This is a genomic window from Kribbibacterium absianum (assembly GCF_030067705.1).
Taxonomy (GTDB): Bacteria; Actinomycetota; Coriobacteriia; order Coriobacteriales; family Atopobiaceae; genus Kribbibacterium; species Kribbibacterium absianum.
On sequence record NZ_JASJEX010000001.1, the window covers coordinates 220,347 to 238,567 of the forward strand.

14 protein-coding genes are annotated in these 18,221 nt (G+C 61.8%); 8 read left to right on the forward strand and 6 right to left on the reverse strand.

All coding sequences use genetic code 11. The features are described 5' to 3' along the window. Positions 1-84: 84 nt before the first annotated feature. The 7 genes from QJ043_RS00985 (at position 85) to QJ043_RS01020 (ending at position 8,796) form a co-directional block, all read left to right on the forward strand. Positions 85-489, forward strand: a complete 405-nt coding sequence (locus QJ043_RS00985) for a MarR family winged helix-turn-helix transcriptional regulator (protein ID WP_283722695.1) — start codon at positions 85-87, stop codon at positions 487-489. A 42-nt stretch (positions 490-531) separates the two neighbouring features. Further along, a complete protein-coding gene (locus QJ043_RS00990) occupies positions 532-2,286 on the forward strand; it encodes an ABC transporter ATP-binding protein (RefSeq protein ID WP_283712306.1) in 1,755 nt (584 codons plus the stop codon). Continuing rightward, entirely contained in the window at positions 2,286-4,091 is a 1,806-nt protein-coding gene (locus tag QJ043_RS00995) for an ABC transporter ATP-binding protein (RefSeq protein ID WP_283712307.1), read from the forward strand. Before QJ043_RS00990 ends, QJ043_RS00995 begins: the two co-directional genes overlap by 1 nt. A 197-nt stretch (positions 4,092-4,288) precedes the next feature. After that, a complete protein-coding gene (gene thpR / locus QJ043_RS01000) occupies positions 4,289-4,786 on the forward strand; it encodes an RNA 2',3'-cyclic phosphodiesterase (protein ID WP_283712308.1) in 498 nt (165 codons plus the stop codon). Positions 4,787-4,825: 39 nt separating this feature from the next. Then, positions 4,826-5,719 carry an APH(2'')-If/Ih family aminoglycoside O-phosphotransferase gene (gene aph(2'')-I / locus QJ043_RS01005; protein WP_283712309.1) on the forward strand — a complete coding sequence of 298 codons (894 nt, stop codon included), beginning with the start codon at positions 4,826-4,828 and terminating at the stop codon, positions 5,717-5,719. Positions 5,720-6,327: 608 nt separating this feature from the next. Further along, on the forward strand, positions 6,328-7,350 hold the full coding sequence (locus tag QJ043_RS01015; RefSeq protein WP_004452858.1) for an AAA family ATPase: 1,023 nt from the start codon (positions 6,328-6,330) through the stop codon (positions 7,348-7,350). A 180-nt stretch (positions 7,351-7,530) separates the two neighbouring features. Next, positions 7,531-8,796 (forward strand): plasmid recombination protein, encoded by a 1,266-nt coding sequence (locus tag QJ043_RS01020; RefSeq protein ID WP_283712310.1) that lies wholly within the window; start codon positions 7,531-7,533, stop codon positions 8,794-8,796. Between the two features lie 438 nt (positions 8,797-9,234). Here QJ043_RS01020 and QJ043_RS01025 read toward each other — a convergent pair whose 3' ends face one another. The 6 genes from QJ043_RS01025 to QJ043_RS01050 form a co-directional block, all read right to left on the reverse strand. Continuing rightward, entirely contained in the window at positions 9,235-12,108 is a 2,874-nt protein-coding gene (locus tag QJ043_RS01025; RefSeq protein ID WP_283712311.1) for an FtsX-like permease family protein, read from the reverse strand. After that, a complete protein-coding gene (locus QJ043_RS01030) occupies positions 12,108-12,785 on the reverse strand; it encodes an ABC transporter ATP-binding protein (protein ID WP_283712312.1) in 678 nt (225 codons plus the stop codon). The genes QJ043_RS01025 and QJ043_RS01030 overlap by 1 nt, the downstream gene beginning before the upstream one ends. A 157-nt stretch (positions 12,786-12,942) precedes the next feature. Beyond that, a complete protein-coding gene (locus QJ043_RS01035) occupies positions 12,943-13,959 on the reverse strand; it encodes a sensor histidine kinase (RefSeq protein WP_283722696.1) in 1,017 nt (338 codons plus the stop codon). A 35-nt stretch (positions 13,960-13,994) separates the two neighbouring features. Next, complete coding sequence (locus QJ043_RS01040; RefSeq protein WP_283712314.1) at positions 13,995-14,663, reverse strand: response regulator transcription factor; 669 nt, start codon at positions 14,661-14,663, stop codon at positions 13,995-13,997. A 146-nt stretch (positions 14,664-14,809) separates the two neighbouring features. Then, positions 14,810-15,982 (reverse strand): toxic anion resistance protein, encoded by a 1,173-nt coding sequence (locus tag QJ043_RS01045; protein WP_283712315.1) that lies wholly within the window; start codon positions 15,980-15,982, stop codon positions 14,810-14,812. Positions 15,983-16,039: 57 nt separating this feature from the next. Beyond that, positions 16,040-17,464 carry a 5-bromo-4-chloroindolyl phosphate hydrolysis family protein gene (locus tag QJ043_RS01050; protein ID WP_283712316.1) on the reverse strand — a complete coding sequence of 475 codons (1,425 nt, stop codon included), beginning with the start codon at positions 17,462-17,464 and terminating at the stop codon, positions 16,040-16,042. 334 nt (positions 17,465-17,798) lie between these two features. Here QJ043_RS01050 and QJ043_RS01055 point away from each other — a divergent pair, with 334 nt between their 5' ends. After that, complete coding sequence (locus tag QJ043_RS01055; RefSeq protein WP_283712317.1) at positions 17,799-17,936, forward strand: hypothetical protein; 138 nt, start codon at positions 17,799-17,801, stop codon at positions 17,934-17,936. The last annotated feature ends 285 nt before the right edge of the window (positions 17,937-18,221 follow it).

The window sequence follows — 18,221 nt, forward strand, 5'->3', positions numbered from 1 at the left end:
GACGGTACGATCTCTGACGCTTCCCGACCCGACGAAAGGCTCCCCGTGCCCGCGCCCGACTCCATCGAACGCTTTCGCGAGGCCATGAACAACATGGACCGCGTCTACAACCTCATTGCCCGGGCGGATGGCGTGTCGCCCACGGAGTTCTGGCTCATCGCCTACGTGGACGAGGGGGTCACGAGCCAATCGGCCATCGCGCAGGCGCTCGGCGTCAGTCGGCAGACGGTCAACTCCGCCTGCGGCTCGCTCGTGCGCCGCGGACTCGTGACCGTGACCGAGGACGCTCAGAACCGCCGCCTCAAGCGCGTGGGGCTCACGGCCCGGGGAGAGGCGTTCGTGCGCGAGCACGTGCGAGCGCTCGAGGCCATCGAGGAGGGCTTCTGGTCGCGGATCCCGTCCCACCAGCGGGAGACGTTCACCGGCCTGTTGGAGGACTTCTCGACGGCGTTGGAACAAGCCTGGAAGGAGACGGCGCACCCGGAGTAGCTGCGGCGCCGTCCCGCACCCGTCATCCGAGAAAGGCCCTCTATGCAGCTCATTGCCCGCTTCGTGCGGCCGCACCTGCGGCTGCTCGTCGTCACGTTGCTCCTGCTCACCGTCGATGTCGCCTGCGCGCTCTACGTGCCGACGCTGGCGGCCCAGATCATGAACCTCGGCGCGGCCGGCGCGTCGGTGGACGAGGTCGTCGCCACCGGCGCGTGGATGCTCGTCTCGGCCGTCGTGTCCGGTGCGGGCGCCGTCGCCGGCGCCTGGTGCTGCGCGAGGCTCGTCGCGAACGTCGGCCACGACCTGCGCTGTGCCATCTATGAGAAGTCCCTCAAGCTCTCGGTCTACGACTTCCGGCACTTCGGGACGGCCTCCATCACGACGCGCACCATCGCCGACGTCACCAACATCCAGTCCGCGCTGATGATGACCGTGCAGATGATCCTGCCGGTGCCCATCGTGTGCTTCGTCGCGCTGGGGCTCGCGTTCTCGGTCAGCGTCCGGGGCGCCCTCATGCTCCTCGCGGCCGTGGCGGTCGTGCTCGCGGTGGCGCTCTTGGTAATCCGTCAGGCCTCGCCGCTCTTCCGCAGGCTGCAGTACCTGCTGGACCGCATGAGCGCCGTGCTGCTCGAGAACCTCACCGGCGTGCGCGTCGTGCGCGCGTTCAACCGGGAGGACCATGAGCGCGGGAGGCTCGACGTGTCGTTCGAGGACTACGCGCAGACGGCCATCAAGGCCAACCGCCTGTTCGCGAACCTCGACGGCCTGAGCTACTTCGCCACCAACGGCTTCGTCGTGGTCCTGTACTGGATGAGCGGCGCGCAGATCGTGGTGGGTGGCCTCGGCATCGGCGACATCCTCGCCCTCATCGAGTACGCGGTCATGGTCCTGATGTACATCATGATGGCGCAGATGGTGGTGCTGATGCTGCCGCGCGCCCTCGAGTGCTGCCGCCGCGTGGACGAGGTGCTGCAGTACGCGCCGGAGATCTGCGACCTCGTCGCGCCGGGCGAGGGAGCAAAGCCGCTGCTCGGGCCTGCGGCGACCGCAGAGGACGTCCCGGTGCTGGCCTTTGACGACGTGAGCTTCCGCTTCGCCGACGCCGAGGAGGACGCCCTCACCGGGCTCACGTTCGCGTGCCGCGCGGGGGAGACCCTCGCGATCATCGGAGGCACCGGCTCGGGCAAGTCCACTATCGCGAGCCTCATCCTGCGGTTCAACGAGGTGAGCGCTGGCTCGGTCCGCCTGGGCGGCGTGGACGTGCGCGACATGACGCAGCACGAGCTGCGCGAGCACATCGGGTTCGTACAACAGAAGGCGTGGCTGGCCAGCGGGACCATCCGCTCGAACCTGCTCTGGGGCGATTCGGGCGCGAGCGACGAGGACCTGTGGCACGCGCTCGAGGTGGCGCAGGCCGCCGGTTTCGTGCGCGAGCTGCCGGAGGGGCTTGACGCCCGCGTGGCGGCCGGCGGCACGAACTTCTCGGGAGGCCAGCGACAGCGCTTGGCCATCGCCCGGGCGCTCGTGGGGAACCCGGCCCTCTATGTGTTCGACGACAGCTTCTCGGCGCTCGACTTCAAGACCGACGCGGCCCTGCGCCATGCGCTGGCCCAGGAGGTGGCGGACGCCGCGCAGGTGATCGTGGCCCAGCGCGTCTCGACCATCCGGCACGCGGACTCGATCGTCGTCGTGGACGAGGGCCGCATCGTGGGCCAGGGGACCCATGAGGAGCTTATGGACAGTTGCGCGGTGTATCGCGAGATCGTCGCATCCCAGACCAAGGAGGTGAGCGAGTGATGACTGCCGAGAAGGCTGCCGAGAAGAACACTGAGATGACGGCCCCGCGGACCCGGTCCACGGCGAAGCGCTTCCTGCGCGACCTGAGCCGCCAGCGTGCGCGCCTGTGGCTCGTCGTAGGGCTTTTGGCCTGCCACTGCGTGTTCTACGTGCTCGCGCCGGCCCAGAGCGCCATTGTCGTCAACCTCATCTGGGAGGAGGCAAAGGGTTGCATCGCCGCGGGGCGCGCCTTTGCGCTCACGGACGCGCTGACGATGCAGCTGGGCATCCTGACCAGCTACTACGTGATCCAGTGGGCCACGTACTATGTGTCCGCCTATCTGATGGCGTCCGTCGCCGAGACCCTCACGCTCTCCTTCCGCGAGCGCATCGCGGCTAAGCTCAACCGGCTGCCGCTCGCCTTCTTCGACCGCCACAAGGCCGGCGAGGTGCTGGCCCGCGTGACGGCGGACCTCGACCGCATCTCCGAGGCCATGCAGACGGGCCTCTTCCAGCTGATGATGGCACTCGGCTACATCGTGGGCGTGCTCTGGGCGATGCTGTACTACAGCCCGCCGCTCACCTGCGTGTTCCTCGGCTGCATGGGGGTGTGCCTGCTGATCGTGCAGGCGGTGTCCAAGCGGACGTTCGCTGCGGCCGAGCGGCGCCAGGAGACGCTCGCGGACCTCACCGGCCTCGTGGAGGAGTGCTATGCCGGCCGCAACGTGATCCGCGCGTTCAACCACGAGGGCGCGACCATCGCCTCGGTGGGCCGCGACGTGACCGATAACTGCGAGGCGCAGCGGAGGACGGACTTCCTCACCAACTGCATGAACCCGCTGATGCGCACGCTGACCCGCATCGCGCTGGCGCTGATCGCGCTGGCCTGCGGCGTGCAGATGCTCACCGGGCAGATGTCCGTGGGCGTGGCGCAGGCGTTCTTCCAGTACGTGAACATTGGCGCGGAACCGCTCTGCCAGGCCGCGTTCATGGTCAACAACCTGCAGGGCGCGCTCGCGAGCGCCAAGCGCACCTACGAGCTTCTGGACGAGCCGGAGGAGACGCCGGACCCAGTGCCCTGCCTGCCGGCGCCGGCAGGCCCGGGGCGTGTGGCCTTCGAGTCCGTGCGGTTCGGCTACGACCCCGCCACGCCGCTGATGGAGGACGTGAGCTTTGTGGCGGAGCCGGGGCAGAAGGTCGCCATCGTGGGCCCCACGGGCGCCGGCAAGACGACCCTCATCAACCTGCTGATGCGCTTCTACGACGTGCAAGGGGGCCGCATCTGCCTCGACGGGACGCCGACCGAGTCGATGGCGCGCGCCGACCTGCGCGACACGATGGGCATGGTGCTCCAGGACACGTGGCTGTTCGGCGGCACCGTGGCCGAGAACATCGCGTACGGGTGCCCGGGCGCCAGCCGTGAGCAGGTCGAGAGCGCCGCGAAGGCGGCCTGCGTGGACCACTTCATCCGAACTCTGGCCCACGGGTACGACACGGTGCTCGACAACGAGGGCTCGGCGCTGAGCCAGGGGCAGCGACAGCTGCTCACCATCGCGCGCGTGATCCTGCGCGACCCGCAGGTGATCATCCTGGACGAGGCCACGTCGAGCGTGGACACGCGCACCGAGGCGGCGATCGGCCGCGCGATGGACCGGCTGATGCACGGGCGCACGAGCTTCGTGATCGCGCACCGGCTGAGCACCATCCGCGACGCGGACCTGATCCTCTACATGGAGCACGGGACCATTGTGGAGCAGGGCACGCACGAGTCGCTGCTGGCGGCCGACGGCAAGTACGCGGCTCTCTACAACTCGCAGTTCGCCTAGCCCGGACGCTTGGGAGAAAGCCATTTGTCCACGGTTGGACGCTCGGGAGAGAGCCGTTTGTCCACGCTCCGATCGGCTGGAGCGTGGACAAATCGCTTTGACCGAAGCGTCCAGGTCCGGACAAATGGCTTTGACGCAGGCGTCCGCGCCCGTTGCGCTATCGTGGGCTCCCTGATTCCCGAGAGGAGGGGAGCCCCATGCGTTCTTTCATCGCCATCCCGTTGCCCGAGGAGTTCCTCGAGGGCACCGTCGCCGTGCAGCAGGGCCTCGCGCCCGTCATGAACGGTCGCTTCACGCCCCGCGAGAACCTGCACCTGACGCTCGCGTTTCTCGGTGACATCGACGAGCGCGAGACCCGCGCCGCGATGGACGCGATGGACGCGGCCGTGGAGGACGCAGGCGAGGTGCGCCTGGCGCCGGCGAGCCTCGGCTCGTTCGACCGCAAGAAGGACTCCATGTTCTGGCTCGGCCTGGACAAGGACCTCGGGCTGATGACGCTCCAGGCACGTCTGGTCGAGGAGCTCGCGTCGCGCGGCGTCCCCTTCGAGAGGCGCGCCTACCTGCCGCACATCACCCTCGCGCGGAGGGCCTCGATGCGGTCCGGCGAGCTCAAGGGCCTCGCGTTCCCTCTGCCGCAGGCGGCGGAGCAGGTGACGCTTTTCCGCAGCGAGCTCACTCCGGAGGGCAGCAGATGATGAAATTATTTATGTGTATGATTTTAAGGAGAAAAACTAATGGATATAAAAAAGATAATAGAAGAAAAATGCAATATAGTTGTTGATAGTATAAAGTTGATTGGTGAGGGTTATGACAGCAAAGCATACATTGTAAATAATGAATATGTTTTCAAAATCAAATTTAGTGCTAATAAGAAAAAAGGGTATGAAAAAGAAAAAGCAATATATGATTTTCTAAACAAAAAATTAAATACAAATATTAAAATACCAAATATAGAATATTCATATATAAGTGAAGAATTATCTATTTTAGGATATAAAGAAATTAAAGGAACTTTTTTAACACCAGAAATATATTTTGCCTTATCAAAAGAAAAGCAAGAATTATTAAAGCAAGATATTGCTATGTTTTTAAGACAAATGCACGATTTAGATTATAGTGAAATAAGTTCATATACGATAGACAATAAACAAAATGTTTTAGAAGAATATCAATTACTTAAAGAAACAATATATGATAGTCTTACTGATATTGAAAAACAATATGTAGAAGAATTTATGCAAAGATTAAATAGTACAACTATATTTGATGGTAAAAAATGCTTATGCCATAATGATTTTAGTTGTAATCATTTATTACTTGATGATGAAAATAGATTATGTGGTGTAATAGATTTTGGAGATTCTGGAATTATAGATGAATACTGTGATTTCATATATTTGCTAGAAGATAGTGAAGAAGAAATTGGCGTGTCTTTTGGAGAAGATATATTAAGATTATACGGAAATATTGAGATTTCAAAAGCAAAGGAATATCAAGATGTTGTAGAACAATATTATCCAATAGAAACTATTGTATATGGTATTAAAAATAATAGACCTGATTTTATAGAAAAAGGTAGAAAAGAGATTTATATAAGAACTCGCAAAGATGAAAAATTAAGGAAGTGATGATATGGTTAAAAACTATCCGGAAGAAGTAGAAGAACAAGTTGATAAAATAAAGAAAGTTTTATAAATGGTGGTACAAATGGATATATATGATTTAATGAAACAAGTTAATGACGCATTCAATCAAAGATACTGTTTCAGCAGTAAAAGAAAAAATAGTAAGCGGTACGGCTTTACTATTTTAGACAATCCCAGTTTGTCAGTATCTTAAATAGAATATATGTGACAGAAAACATCGTAGAAATACGGTGTTTTCTGTTACCCAAAACCCCACAATTTCATACATAACCACAGGTTAGTACGAATACCTTGTGTGATTTTTTGAAAGGCTTAGAAAGGCAATTTTGCCCGATTTTCGCCCCGAAAAATGACAGAAACAAGGCAGTAAGTATCTGCCCTGTGGTTTTTTTGTTTTCAGGCGGAAAGGAGGATTGATATGCCGAGAATGAGCAAGAAACGGAAACAAGAGTGGGCGTTGTTTCTGAATGAAAGAAATCGCATTACCTACAACGAACTTTGCAGAAAGTGCAGTAATGACTGCAAGCAGAGTTTCCGCTGTATCGTAGTGCTTTGCCCGAAGTATTTATCGAAAAGGAGAACGAAGAACAATGAAGCAGACGGAAAATGAAATGAATGTAAATGTACCTCTTGAAGTTATCAAGGCAAGTGAAATCGAACCGAAAGAAGTGAAATGGCTGTGGTATCCGTATATTCCGTTCGGCAAGGTTACGCTGTTGCAGGGCGATCCGGGCGATGGAAAAAGCAAGTTAATGCTTTCCATTGCCGCCCTACTCTCTAAGGGCGAACCTCTGCCCTTTACTGAAACGGAAGAAACCGAGCCTATGACTATCATCTATCAGACAACGGAAGATGACGCAGACGATACGGTAGTACCCCGATTTAATTCAGCCGGTGGGAATGGAGAAAATCTTATCTTCATCAAGGAAGATGAAAAGTCTTTATCCTTTGGGGATAACCGTATTGCTGAAGCAATCGAAAGGTATCACGCAAAACTTTTAATTCTTGACCCGATGAGTTCCTATATCGGAGAGAACTGTTCAATGAACAATGCCAACGAAACACGAGCAGAGTTTAATCATCTGATTGCGGTTGCGAAGAATACTGGCTGTGCAATCGTGATTATCGCTCATATGAACAAGATGAGAGATACCAATCCACTTTATCGTACCAATGGTTCTATTGATATTGCGGGTGCTGCAAGAAGTATTCTTGCAATCACACGCACACCGAACAAAGAAGCACCAGCGGAAAGATATATGGTGCAAGTGAAATCCAACCTTGCCCCGACAGGCTCTGCAATTCTCTTTGAGGTTGCAGAAAAAGGAGTGGACTTTATCTCTGAAATGGAAATGACAGCAGAAGAAGCGTTCCAATCCCTTGCCCCTAAAATGGGCAGACCGAACGATAAGGAAATCAAGGCAAAAGAATTTCTTTTGGAAATGCTGAAAGACGGAGAAATGCTTTCTTCGGATTGCGAAGAAAGACTTGAAGCCGCAGGGTTCAAGAAATCGACCATCAAAAAGGCAAAGAAGAAAGCAGGAGTTATCTCCAAAAAGAAAGGCTTTCTGTGGTACTGGTCTTTGCCGATGGGCGATATACCGAGAGAATAATGCAGGCTGTCTGATGAGTGGACAGTCTGTTTGTATGATTGAGGTATCATAAGGAGGTCAAGGGGGAACTCCCTTGCCCACGACATCTTTGCAGACGAAGTCTGAAAGTGTCATAGTGGGTTACACACATTCAAAGAATGTTGTGTAATGGCTTCGCCCCTGTCTGGAAAGGAGAGCAAAATGGCAAAAACCAACAAGGCAGATATGAGTTGTGCAAGGGTAAAACAGTACACCGCTTCTGATGTGAGCAAGGCGGAAAGGCACAACGAACGCAAGAATGAAACCTATGAAAATATGAATGTAATTGTGGAACGAATACCCTTTAATGTGCATTTCAAAAAACCGACTGCCCCGACCTATATGGAACAGTTAAAGCAGATGGAAACAGACGGGCAGGTGTCGCTTCGTGGGTTAAGGAAAGACGCAACACTCTTTAATGAGATTGTGATTGATGTGAACACGATGTACTTCGAGCGTAACGGTGGTTATGAATACGCAAAGCAGTTTTATGAAGAAGCCTATCATTTCATCGAAGAAAAATTCGGTGCTGACAATGTTATATCGGCAGTAATGCACGCTGATGAAATCAATGTAGCGGCAACCGAAGAACTTGGAAAAGAGGTTTACCACTATCATCTTCACGCTATGGTTCTGCCTGTGGTGGAGAAAGAAATCTTATGGAGTAAGCGTTGCAAAGACCCCGAACTGCGAGGAACGGTCAAGGCGGTTGTTAATCAGATAAGCCATTCAAAGAAATGGAAATCGGATATTCCGCTGACCGATGAAAAAGGAAATCCATTGCTAAGAAAGAACGGGAAACCGATGTTCCGAGCTTCGTACAGCATACTGCAAGATGAGTTGTTTCACTATATGACGGAACAAGGGTTCAAAGGCTTTCAGCGTGGCGAATACGGAAGTACGGCAGAGCATTTGACTTCCCTGCAATATCAAATCAAACAGGATAAAGAGCGATTGGAGAAGTTGCAGAAGCGTATTCAAAAGGAACAGGTTAAGTATGAGCCTGCCCGTCATATTTCCAAAACCTTAAACGAGATTGACAGTATGGGGCAGAAAACAATCACAGGTAAAATGGCAATCTCCAAAGAGGATTATTCTGAGCTGACTTCCCTTGCCAAAGAGGGCATTACCAGTCGTGCGGAAATCAATAAATTGGAGCAGAGTGCAAATTATTACCGACAGAAATATTTTGACAGTGCAAATGCACTGGAAAGAATGAAAACCAAATACAACGAACTGAAAGAAAAGTGCAGACCTTTTCTTGAAGCGTTGGAGCATTTCCCCGAAGTTGCTAAACTTTTTACCGAAAAAGTGAAGCAACTTGTTTCTTTTAAGGAAGCACAGGAACGAGCCGAAAAAGAAGCAAGGGAAAAAGAAAGACAGGAGCGTATCAAGGCACGAAGAAACAAGCGTGGTATGGAAAGATAACCATTTCCATTGTACTTGCAACTTAATGACTTCTTGATATGTTCAGATGAAACAGGCTGTATTTGTGGGGTGTTCTAAACGGAATGCCCCACAGTCAATTTATGAAAAGGAGAAACGGACGATATGAAAGAAAACACTTTATCCTATACAACACGAATAGGTAAAACCACTTTTATTGTAAATGTGAAGCAATCGGAAAGTGCGAAGAATCCTTTGAATACGGTGTTTCAAGAAATATGCAGACACGAGATGTTGGGAGATTTTTCAGCGGATAAATATTTGAATTTAGAAAACTTACAAAAATCATCTTGACAAACTCGTTCCCGACGGCGCGCGCTACAAAGAGGCCTACTCGGTGCAATTGGGGACGTAGCCTTTTTGCACGTGATTGACGAAGTGATGTGCAAAAGTGCTACGTCCCCTTTTACAGGTGTGCGCCTAGTCCGCGCGGAGGGAGCCCACGAGCGACGCGTCGTCGCAGCGGCGCAGCCCGTACCAGCAGGCGACCGCCGTCACCGCGAGGCACCCGGCCACCGCGCAACAGACCCACGCCCAGGGGAACGAGAGCCGCTCTCCCGTCACCGAGACGGACACGGCCGTGCCGAGTGCGGCCCACACCGGGACCGCGAGCACCAGCCCCAGCACGAGGCCTCGGAGCGCCTGTCCCGCGCACTGGTAGCCCACCAGCTTCGCAAGCCCTCGCTTCGGCAGCCCGGCCGACCGCAGCACCGCGAACTCTCGTTGCCGCAGCGCGAGGCCGTTGGTGAGCGTGTTGAATAGGTTCGCCACCGCGATGAGCGCGAGCACGCCGCTCATCAGGCCGCTGAACAGCTCGATCACCAACGCGAGCGACTGCTTGTTGCTCAGGTCGGCGGTCTGGTCGGTCACGAACACGGTGCCGGTCCTGTCGCCCAGTTCCTGCTGGGCCACGGTGCCGAGCGCGTCGGTCGCAGCCGACGGGTCCGTCGCGTCGAACCCGGCCGTCAGCGTGAGCGAGGGCTCTCCGCAGGCCGCGAGCGCGCTGGCGGGAGCGATGAGCGTCGGCACCCCTTGCGCCGTGACCGTGACCGGGACCTCGTCGGCCAGCGCGGCAACGTCGATGTCGAGCGCCGACGTCTCCCACAGCGCCGATCCGTCCTGCGCCCTGCCGTCCACCACGACCACAGGCCCGTCCTCGCCGGCCCTCACGTCCGTCGCCTCGCTGTCGCCGTACGTGCCCGCGAGCAGCGCCCGTATCGTCCCCGTCCCGCTCAGCACGTCCGAGAGCACGTAGCGCTGCCCGTCGTTGTCCCAGCAGGTCGCGACGCCCACCGCCATCACGCGGCCCGCGCCCGCGGCGTCCAGGTACGGCCCGGCCTCGATGCCCTGTGACCTGGCCCACGCCGTGAACGCCTGGTCGTCCAAGAAACACAGGGACACCGGGGCCAGGACCGGGCCCTCCTCGGCCAGACCGTCTTGCGGCACCGCGTAGGAATGGGTCTCCGAGGCGTTCTGCTGCACCACCAGGGCGTACTTCTCGTCCGCGTTCCCTTCCACCGAGCGCAGCGTGGCGCCCCGCATCGCGTCGGGCACGAGGCCCACGCCCCAGGCCTGCAGCGACCAGCCCTCGAGCCTCACGCCGTCGACGCGCCCCAGCTCGGACATCGCGGAGCGCACCTCCTCGGGCGTGGCAGTGACGTTGTCGGCGGTCACGTCCACCGGGTAGTCGATGTCCGCGCCGCTCGCCTCCACCATGGTGTCGAGCGATGAGGCCACGGTGCCTGCCGTCACGAGCAGCAGCACGGCCAGTGCGAGCGACACGGTGGTCGCCCGGCCCGTGTGCGGGCTCCGCCGGCGGTCGATGACGGCCAGTTTGCCCGGCGCGCCGAGAAGGCGCCCGGCAAGCCCGGTGCGCGCCCACGGCCGCGCGTCCCTCTCGATGCGGACCGGCCGCACGGAGCCCTGGCCCCGCAGCTGGCCCACGATGTCCGCCTTGGACGCCCGACGGGCCGGGAGCCACGCCGCCACAAGGACGGCCAGGAGCGTTGAGACGGCCGCGATGGCGAGCGGCGCCCAGTGGAGCTGCAACGAAAGGCCCACCTCGGTGCCGCTCGCATCGGTCGCGGTTCCGACCAGGCGCTCAACGTGCGGGGCCACGAACTCTAACGCCGCCGCGGACCCGAGCGCCCCGGCGGCGGTGCCGATGGCCACCCCGAGCAGCGCGACCACCACCGCCTCCACGAGCACCGTGTGGCGCAGCTGGCGCGGGGTGGCGCCGACGGAGGCGAGCAGCGCGAACTGCCGCGTGCGGTGGGCGATGGAGATGGAGAACGCGTTGGAGACGAGCGCCATGCACGCGACCACCACCACCGCGCCGAGCGTCGCTGCGATGCCGAGGAACGACTCCTCGGACGCCGTGTCGAGCGAGAAGCCGGCGTAGCGCAGGTAGCCGAGATGGACGGCGTACCCGCAGCCGGGCGCTGCGGCGCCCACGGCTCGGTCGACGTCGGCAAGGCTCGTGACCCGGCCCGCGCGGAGGAAGACCTCGACGCCGCGGGCCGCAACCTCAGCGTTGTCCGTTGCGTCCCCTGAGAAGGGCGCTGGCTCGTCGCCGCCGGCCGTGAACGCGGCCAGGCCCACGCCCGTGGCGCCCACCTGGGCGAGCGAGTCGTACACGCCCACAATGGTGTAGGTGCGCGGCCGAACGTCCACGAGCCTCTCGCTGAGGACCCCGCCGTCCACCGCCGGGTCGTAGTAGCCTGCCGAGGAATCGAGCCGTGTGCCCACGAGGCCCTCGTAATAGGCTCGCTGGTCGGCGTCGGTGACGTCGGACAGGGCGGACGTCGCCGTTGCCTCGCGCTGCCCGAGGCCCAGCGTGACCGTGGACCCCACCGACCAGTCGCGGGCGCCGAGGTTCACCCACCGGTCCGGCACGAGCAGCTCACGGTCGTTCTCGGGCAGCCGCCCCTCGGTGAGCCGCAGCGCCACGAGGCCGGGGTCGCCGCCCATGGCCTGCACGGTGAGGTACTCGTCGAGGGCCTTCTCCTCGGCGTCCGTCTCGGCGAAGCCCACGTCCTGCACCCAGAAGGCGTCCGAGAACGCCGGGTCGTCCACGAGCGCCCGGTACTGCTCGAGGTCCTGCGGCCACACGCTCACCGCCCAGTCGCCCTCCATCGCGACCACGCGGTCCAGCAGGAAGCCGCGCAGGGACCAGTAACAGGCGAGGACGCCGGTGAGCAGCGCGGCCGCCAGCGCGACCCCGGCCACGGAGACGATGGTGCGCGTGCGGTTGGAGCGCAGGGAGCGGAGCGCGAATCGTGTGGTGACCGACATCAGCGGCCCCCGAGCGTGAGGATGTGGCCGTCCTGCAGGCTCACGACGCGGTCCGCGGTGAGCGCGGCCTCCTCGTCGTGCGTGATCATGACGAGCGTCTGGCCCAGCTCGCGGTTCGAGGCGTGCAGCAGCTCGAGCACCTCGCGGCTGTTCTCGCTGTCGAGGTTGCCGGTGGGCTCGTCGGCGAGCACCACGGCGGGGGCGTTCATCAGGGCGCGGCCGATGGCGCAGCGCTGCTGCTGGCCGCCCGAGGGCTGGGAGGGCAGGCGGTCCTCGAGCCCGCGCAGGCCGAGGCGGTCGAGCAGCGAGCCGAGGCGCTCCTGGTTGATCTCGCGGCCGTCGAGCGCCACCGGCAGCGTCAGGTTCTCCACAACGGTCAGCACCGGCACGAGGTTGTAGAACTGATAGATGAGCCCGACCTCCCGACGGCGGAAGATCGCCAGCTCCTCGTCGGAGCGGTCGTACACGGAGGCGCCGTTGAGGAGGACCTCGCCGGACGTGGGGCGGTCCACGCCGCCGAGCGCGTGGAGCAGCGTGGACTTGCCGGACCCCGACGCGCCGACCACGGCGAGGAACTCGCCCTCCCGAACCTCGAGGGTGACGTCGTCCAGGGCGGTGCATGCGTTGGCACCCGTGCCATAGACCTTGGTGAGGTGGCGCGCCTCGAGCACGTTCATGGTTCCTCCTGTCGCTTGGGTGCCCCAAGGATGCGCGTCCGCCCTTGCCGTGCCCTCTCATCCCGGTGACAAACCTGTAATTGGGGACGGAGCACTTTTGCAGCTTTGCTGACGGCGCCTGCAGAACCTGCAGAAATGCTCCGTCCCCTTTTGCAGGTCACACGGCAGTCTTGGGGAAGGCCATCGTGAAGCGGGCGCCGCCCTCTGGGGCGTTGCTCGCCGCGAGCGTGCCCCCTTGCGCCTCTACCAGCGCTTTCGCCAGCGTGAGGCCGATGCCGAAGCCCTCGCCCCAGGGCAGGTCGCGCTGCTCGGTCGCCCCTCCGCGCCAGAAGCGCTCGAAGAGGTGCGCCAGCGCCTCGTCCGAGAAGCCCGGCCCCGTGTCCGTCACCTCGATGGTGGTCGCCAGCGCCGTCTCGCGCCCGCGGACGGTCACCGTGCCGCCGGCCGGCGTGGACTCGAGGCAGTCCTTGAGCAGGTTCTCGAGCGCCTCCGCGCACCACCGCTCGTCGCCGACAAACGCGCAGGCCTCTGGCACGTCCATCACGAGCTGCACGTCCGCCAGGTCGAACGCCAGCGCGAGCGGTGCGGCCGCGCGGCGGGCCAGGGCCTCCGCGCTCACGGTCGCCGCCTCCATCGGGAGCGCCCCCGCGTCGGCCTTCGCGAGCTGCAACAGCGCCGTCACGAGCCAGTTCACACGGTCCACGAGCGACTCCAGCTCGCGGCCGAGCCGCCTCCGTTCCGCCGGGTCCTCCTCGTGCACGAGCGCGTCCGCGAGCAAGGACACCGTGGTGAGCGGCGTCCGCACCTGGTGCGACACGTCGGCGAGCGTCTCGGCCAGCCGGCCTTTCTCCAAGGCCAGCTCCTCGCCGGTCCGCACGAGCCGCGCCACGGCCTTCTCGACCTCGTTCGCTAACACGGCCACGTCGCCCTCTTGGCAGCTCTCGAACGCGAGCCGGCGCCCGGAGTGCAGCACCTCGTCCAGCCGTGTCCCCAGCGCCGCGATCTCTCGGTACCGCTGCGACGCGCAGGCCAGCGCGGCCACAATGAACCCGAGTCCCAGCACGAGGCCGGCCGCGGCGCCGCGCCAGCCGGCCGCGCCATACCCGGCCACACCGGCGACGATGGTCAGCGCGCCGTCCGCCGCCAGCTCCCGCCGCACCGACGCGTTCCGCATCGCCGCCAGCACCGGGCGACCTCCCCAGGGCGCGCTCACGAGCCCATCCGATAGCCGAGCCCGCGCACGGTCACAATCAGCTTTGGGTGCGACGGGTCCTCCTCCACCTTCTCGCGCAGCCGGCGCAGGTACACGTTCAACGAGTTGTCCGAGAGGTACGAGCCGCCGCTCTCCCAGAGCGCCTCTGCCAGCGCCTGGCGCGTGACGAGGCGCCCCTCGGCCCCCATGAGGGCCAGCAGCAGCCGGTACTCGATGGGGGAGAGGAACACCTCGCGCCCGTCGCGGCTCACGCGGGCGCTCGCAGGGTCCAGACGCAGAGGCCCGCACGTCAGCACGTGGGCCGGCGGCCGCGCCTGTCGAAGGGCAGCCTTCACGCGCGCGAGCAGCTCTCGGGGGCGGAAGGGCTTCGCCACGTAGTCCACGGCCCCGAGGTCGAGTCCCGTCACGGTGGAGCACTCGTCGTCCGAGGCCGTGAGGAAGATCACCGGCAGCTCGGGGTTCGCGGCGCGGAGGCCGGCGCAGGTGGCGAAGCCGTTGCCCTGGGCCAGCGACACGTCGAGGAGCGCCAGGTCACAGCCCTGCTCCGCGAGCGCCAGGGCCTCGTTCTGGCCCGCGCAGGACGCGACGTCGTACCCTTCCGACCGCAGGAGCGACGAGAGCGCCGACACGATGGCGGCATCGTCCTCCACCAGCAGAATGCGCATGGGACCTCCTCACCAGTCTTTCAGCTCCCATGCTAAAGGCGTCGGGCCCGGCGCGCGCATTGCGCTTCCGTAATAAAAGGGCCCTTGGGCGCGCCGCGCCCAAGGGCGATCGTTCTTCTCTGTCCGCGCGCGCTCGGCCGGAGCCCCTAGCCCCTCGGCACCTCGAGCAGCTTCTGCTTCAGCTCCCGCTCCATCTCGCGCAGCTCCTTCTCGGCCTCCGCGCGCTTCTGGCGCCCCTCCTGCTGGATCTGCATGACCTCGTCGAAGGTCTGAATCAGCGACTCGTTCGTGGCCTTGAGCGTCTCGAGATCCACGATGCCGCGCTCGGACTCGCGCGCCACCTCGGTGGTGGACGTCTTAAGCAGCTCGGCGTTCTTGCGCAGCAGCTCGTTGGTGGTGTCCGTCACCGTGCGCTGCGCCTTGACGGCCGCCTCGGCGTTCGCGATGCCCAGGGCCAGCACCATCTGGCTCTTCCACAGCGGGATGGTGTTCACCAACGTGGTCTGGATCTTCTCGATCATCAGGATCTCGTTGTTCTGCACCATGCGGATCTGCGGGGCCGTCTGCATCGAGATGGTGCGGGAGAGGTCGAGGTCCGAGAGCTTCTTCTCAAAGCGGTCGATCTGGCTCTCGAGCTTCTGCACCGCCTCGGCGTCCTCGGTGCGGCCGCTCGTGGCGGCCTTCGCGCGCAGTTCCTTGAGCTCGCCGTTCTTGACCTCCTCCACGCGCTGCTTGCCCGCGAGGATGTACATCGTGAGCTCTTTGAAGTAGGTCATGTTGAGGTCGTAGAGCTTGTCCAGCGTCGCCGAGTCCTTCATCAGCTGCATCTGGTTGTCTTTGAGCGCGTCCACGACCTTCTCGATGTTGGCCTCGGCCTTGTCGTAGCGCGTCTTGATCGTCGCGAGCTTGTTGCCCCGCTTCTTGAAGAATCCGAAGAGGCCCTTCTCCTCCTCGGCGTCGAGGTTGCGGAGCTCGGTCACCACGCCGGTGATCATGTCGCCCACCTCGCCGAGGTCCTGGGTCCTGACCTTCTCGAGGGTCGCCTGCGAGAAGTCCGCCATCTTCTTCTGCGCGCCGGCGCCGTACTGCATGATCTGCGTCGAGTTGGAGATGTCGATCTGCTTGGAGAACGCGTCCACCTGCTTGCGCTCCTCGACGGAGAGGGAGTCGTCCAGCTGGGGCGCCTGCGCCTTCTCGGCCACGGTCACGGTGACGGTCTCCTCCTCCTGGCCGAGGCTGGGGGAGAGCGTCAGGCTCGGGCTCGGCGCGGCCTCGAAGTCCGTAAGGTCGTCGATGGTGATCTCGTTGTCCTCAGCCATGCAAAGTCCTTTCCCGGGCGGGCAGGCGCCGTGGTCGTGGTCGTGCGGTCGGTGGGTCTATTTGAGAGTATCAGGCGCGTCGGCGCCGTCGGGCGACGGCGCCGCGAAGGGGTCGTCGAGCAGCCCCTCCTGCGCGAGCACGGTGTGGAGCACCGCGATGTCGCTCGAGACGTCCCAGCTCATGTCGCGGAAGAGGTCGTCCAGGAGGTTCTCGAAGGCGTGGTTCAGGGTGTCGAGGGTCTTCTCGATCTCGCGCTTGGAGTTCGTGATGTTCTCGCCCTGCACCGGTTGCGCCTCGAGGTCCGCGTAGGCGTCGAGGAGCTTCACCGTCATCGGCAGGTAGTAGTTCATGAGCTGCTGGAGGTCGCCGATGACCTGGGGGTTCTCGGTCGCGTGGTCGATGATCTTGCCCACCACGGTCTCGATGGCCACGATCTTCGCGCTGACTGCCTCGTCCTCGATGTCCTCGTCCGCTTCCCGGAGCTGTGCAAGGTACGCGTCGCCTTTCTCCTGGAGCGCCCGGGCCTCGGGCGAGAGCTGTCGCTCGGGCTCCGGCTTCGGTTGCGCCTTCGCCGCGCGCTCGACGGTCTCGACGCGCACGTCCTCGGCCGCCACCTCGCGCACGGTCCAGCCGTTCGCCGCCGCCATGTTCGCGCGCCGCGCGTTCTGCTTGCGGGCCCGCGCCTCGCGATACCGCTGGTACGCCGCGTCCGTGAGGATCAGCGTGGCCTGGGCGTCGTCGAGGCGCCCCTCTCGGAAGAGGCCGCGGTCGAGCATCGACCGGACGTTGGAGAGCGCCTCGCCCTCTGAGGTCCCCGTGGCCGAGGCGAGCGATGCGATGGGCACCATCTCGTCCGAGCCGATCGTGCGCTTGTACCGCTTGAACTGCTGGGCGGTCTTGCGCCGCTTGATCCCGTTCCGCAGCAGGGTGATGCAGAAGAACAGCAGCACCACCGAAAAGACGAGGGGCACCACCATGCCGATGCTGACGAAGGCCGCCGTCGCGAGGGCCATGTCGAAGGTCAGGATGGCGCCGGTGACGGCCATCACGGTGCCGGTGCCGGAGAGCGCGGCGGGGCTTCCGAAACGCTTCTCCACTCGCGCGAGCTCCTGGCGTCGCTGGGCCTCGGACGCGTAGGACGCGACCGCCTCCGTTGCGGACTTCACCGCCGAGCTGGCGGCCTGGCCCACGTTCTGGGCGAGGTTCTGGGCGGCAGGGGAGGCCGACGCCTGCTTCATGGCCTCACCGGCCTGCGAGAGCCCCTGTGAGATGCCCTGGGCCGCCAGGTCGAGGCTCGCCGCCACCGTGCTCGACAGGTCCTGGAACTGCTGGGAGTCGATAGCGCCCTGCACGGCGTCGCGCACCTGGTTGCCGATGTTGGGCGTGCGGGGGTTGTGTGGCCGCTGGTCGGGCTGCCTGCGCTCGGCGCCCCCGTTGTCGCGGCGGGGGTTCTTGGGCGAGTCGTTGTCGGACGTGGCCATGGACCCTCCGCTCCGGGGACGCTCCTTTTAGCAACGCTTGGATTCTACTCCATGGGGTCCCGGGCGGTCCCGTCCGCAAGATAGAACATATGTATCGTCGCTGAATAATGCAAAAGATGCAACGAGTGCCTGTGTCGCACCAGTGCGGTAAAGCGTCGCTGGAGTCCCTGATTACCTGCGAAAACATCAGGTCGCATTCATCGAGGGACTTTGTTCAATACAAGCGGAGAATTCCGGTTGCGCGCTTGCATGGGACCTTATGTTCTGGATACAGTAACAATGACGAAACATAACGGGGCGCACCTGTGACGGTGCCGGACGGAAGGAGACGCTTATGTCCGAGGAACTCAAGGTCCTTTCGATGGTGTGGGGCGACGGGCAGCCGTTCCATGCCCAGCGGCGTGAGGCCCGACAGGCCCGTGCGAGCCGTATCCAGGCGTTCCTGAGGCTGGCGTTCGGGCGCTTGGCGTAAGGCTGCGAAAGCGGCGGTCATTTCTCGCCGGTGAGAGGAGCGGGCGCGTCCCTTGCGGGGGATGCGCCCGCTTTCGTTCTGCTGGGAGGGCGCCCCGGATGAGGGAGGGCGCCCCGGATGAGCCTCCTCGCGCGGCTCGCACGATACTGGGCAAAGGTTTGCACGGTTTACCCCGCATCGTCCAAATCCCGGCAGAAACGCCGCGCCGCGCCGAGAAACGCTCGATGCTGAGGCAAAGTCTCAAACAGTTGACCCCGTATCGGCGCCTTCGCGCGAGAGCGCCGA

Coding starts and splice junctions, on each gene's coding strand:
- thpR (WP_283712308.1), top strand. CDS start 4,289: ATGCGTTCTTTCATCGCCATCCCGTTGCCCGAGGAGTTCCTCGAGGGC.
- QJ043_RS00985 (WP_283722695.1), top strand. CDS start 85: ATGAACAACATGGACCGCGTCTACAACCTCATTGCCCGGGCGGATGGC.
- QJ043_RS00990 (WP_283712306.1), top strand. CDS start 532: ATGCAGCTCATTGCCCGCTTCGTGCGGCCGCACCTGCGGCTGCTCGTC.
- QJ043_RS01050 (WP_283712316.1), bottom strand. CDS start 17,464: ATGGCCACGTCCGACAACGACTCGCCCAAGAACCCCCGCCGCGACAAC.
- QJ043_RS01020 (WP_283712310.1), top strand. CDS start 7,531: ATGGCAAAAACCAACAAGGCAGATATGAGTTGTGCAAGGGTAAAACAG.
- QJ043_RS01015 (WP_004452858.1), top strand. CDS start 6,328: ATGAAGCAGACGGAAAATGAAATGAATGTAAATGTACCTCTTGAAGTT.
- QJ043_RS01045 (WP_283712315.1), bottom strand. CDS start 15,982: ATGGCTGAGGACAACGAGATCACCATCGACGACCTTACGGACTTCGAG.
- QJ043_RS01030 (WP_283712312.1), bottom strand. CDS start 12,785: ATGAACGTGCTCGAGGCGCGCCACCTCACCAAGGTCTATGGCACGGGT.
- QJ043_RS01040 (WP_283712314.1), bottom strand. CDS start 14,663: ATGCGCATTCTGCTGGTGGAGGACGATGCCGCCATCGTGTCGGCGCTC.
- QJ043_RS01055 (WP_283712317.1), top strand. CDS start 17,799: ATGTCCGAGGAACTCAAGGTCCTTTCGATGGTGTGGGGCGACGGGCAG.
- QJ043_RS01035 (WP_283722696.1), bottom strand. CDS start 13,959: ATGCGGAACGCGTCGGTGCGGCGGGAGCTGGCGGCGGACGGCGCGCTG.
- QJ043_RS01025 (WP_283712311.1), bottom strand. CDS start 12,108: ATGTCGGTCACCACACGATTCGCGCTCCGCTCCCTGCGCTCCAACCGC.
- QJ043_RS00995 (WP_283712307.1), top strand. CDS start 2,286: ATGACTGCCGAGAAGGCTGCCGAGAAGAACACTGAGATGACGGCCCCG.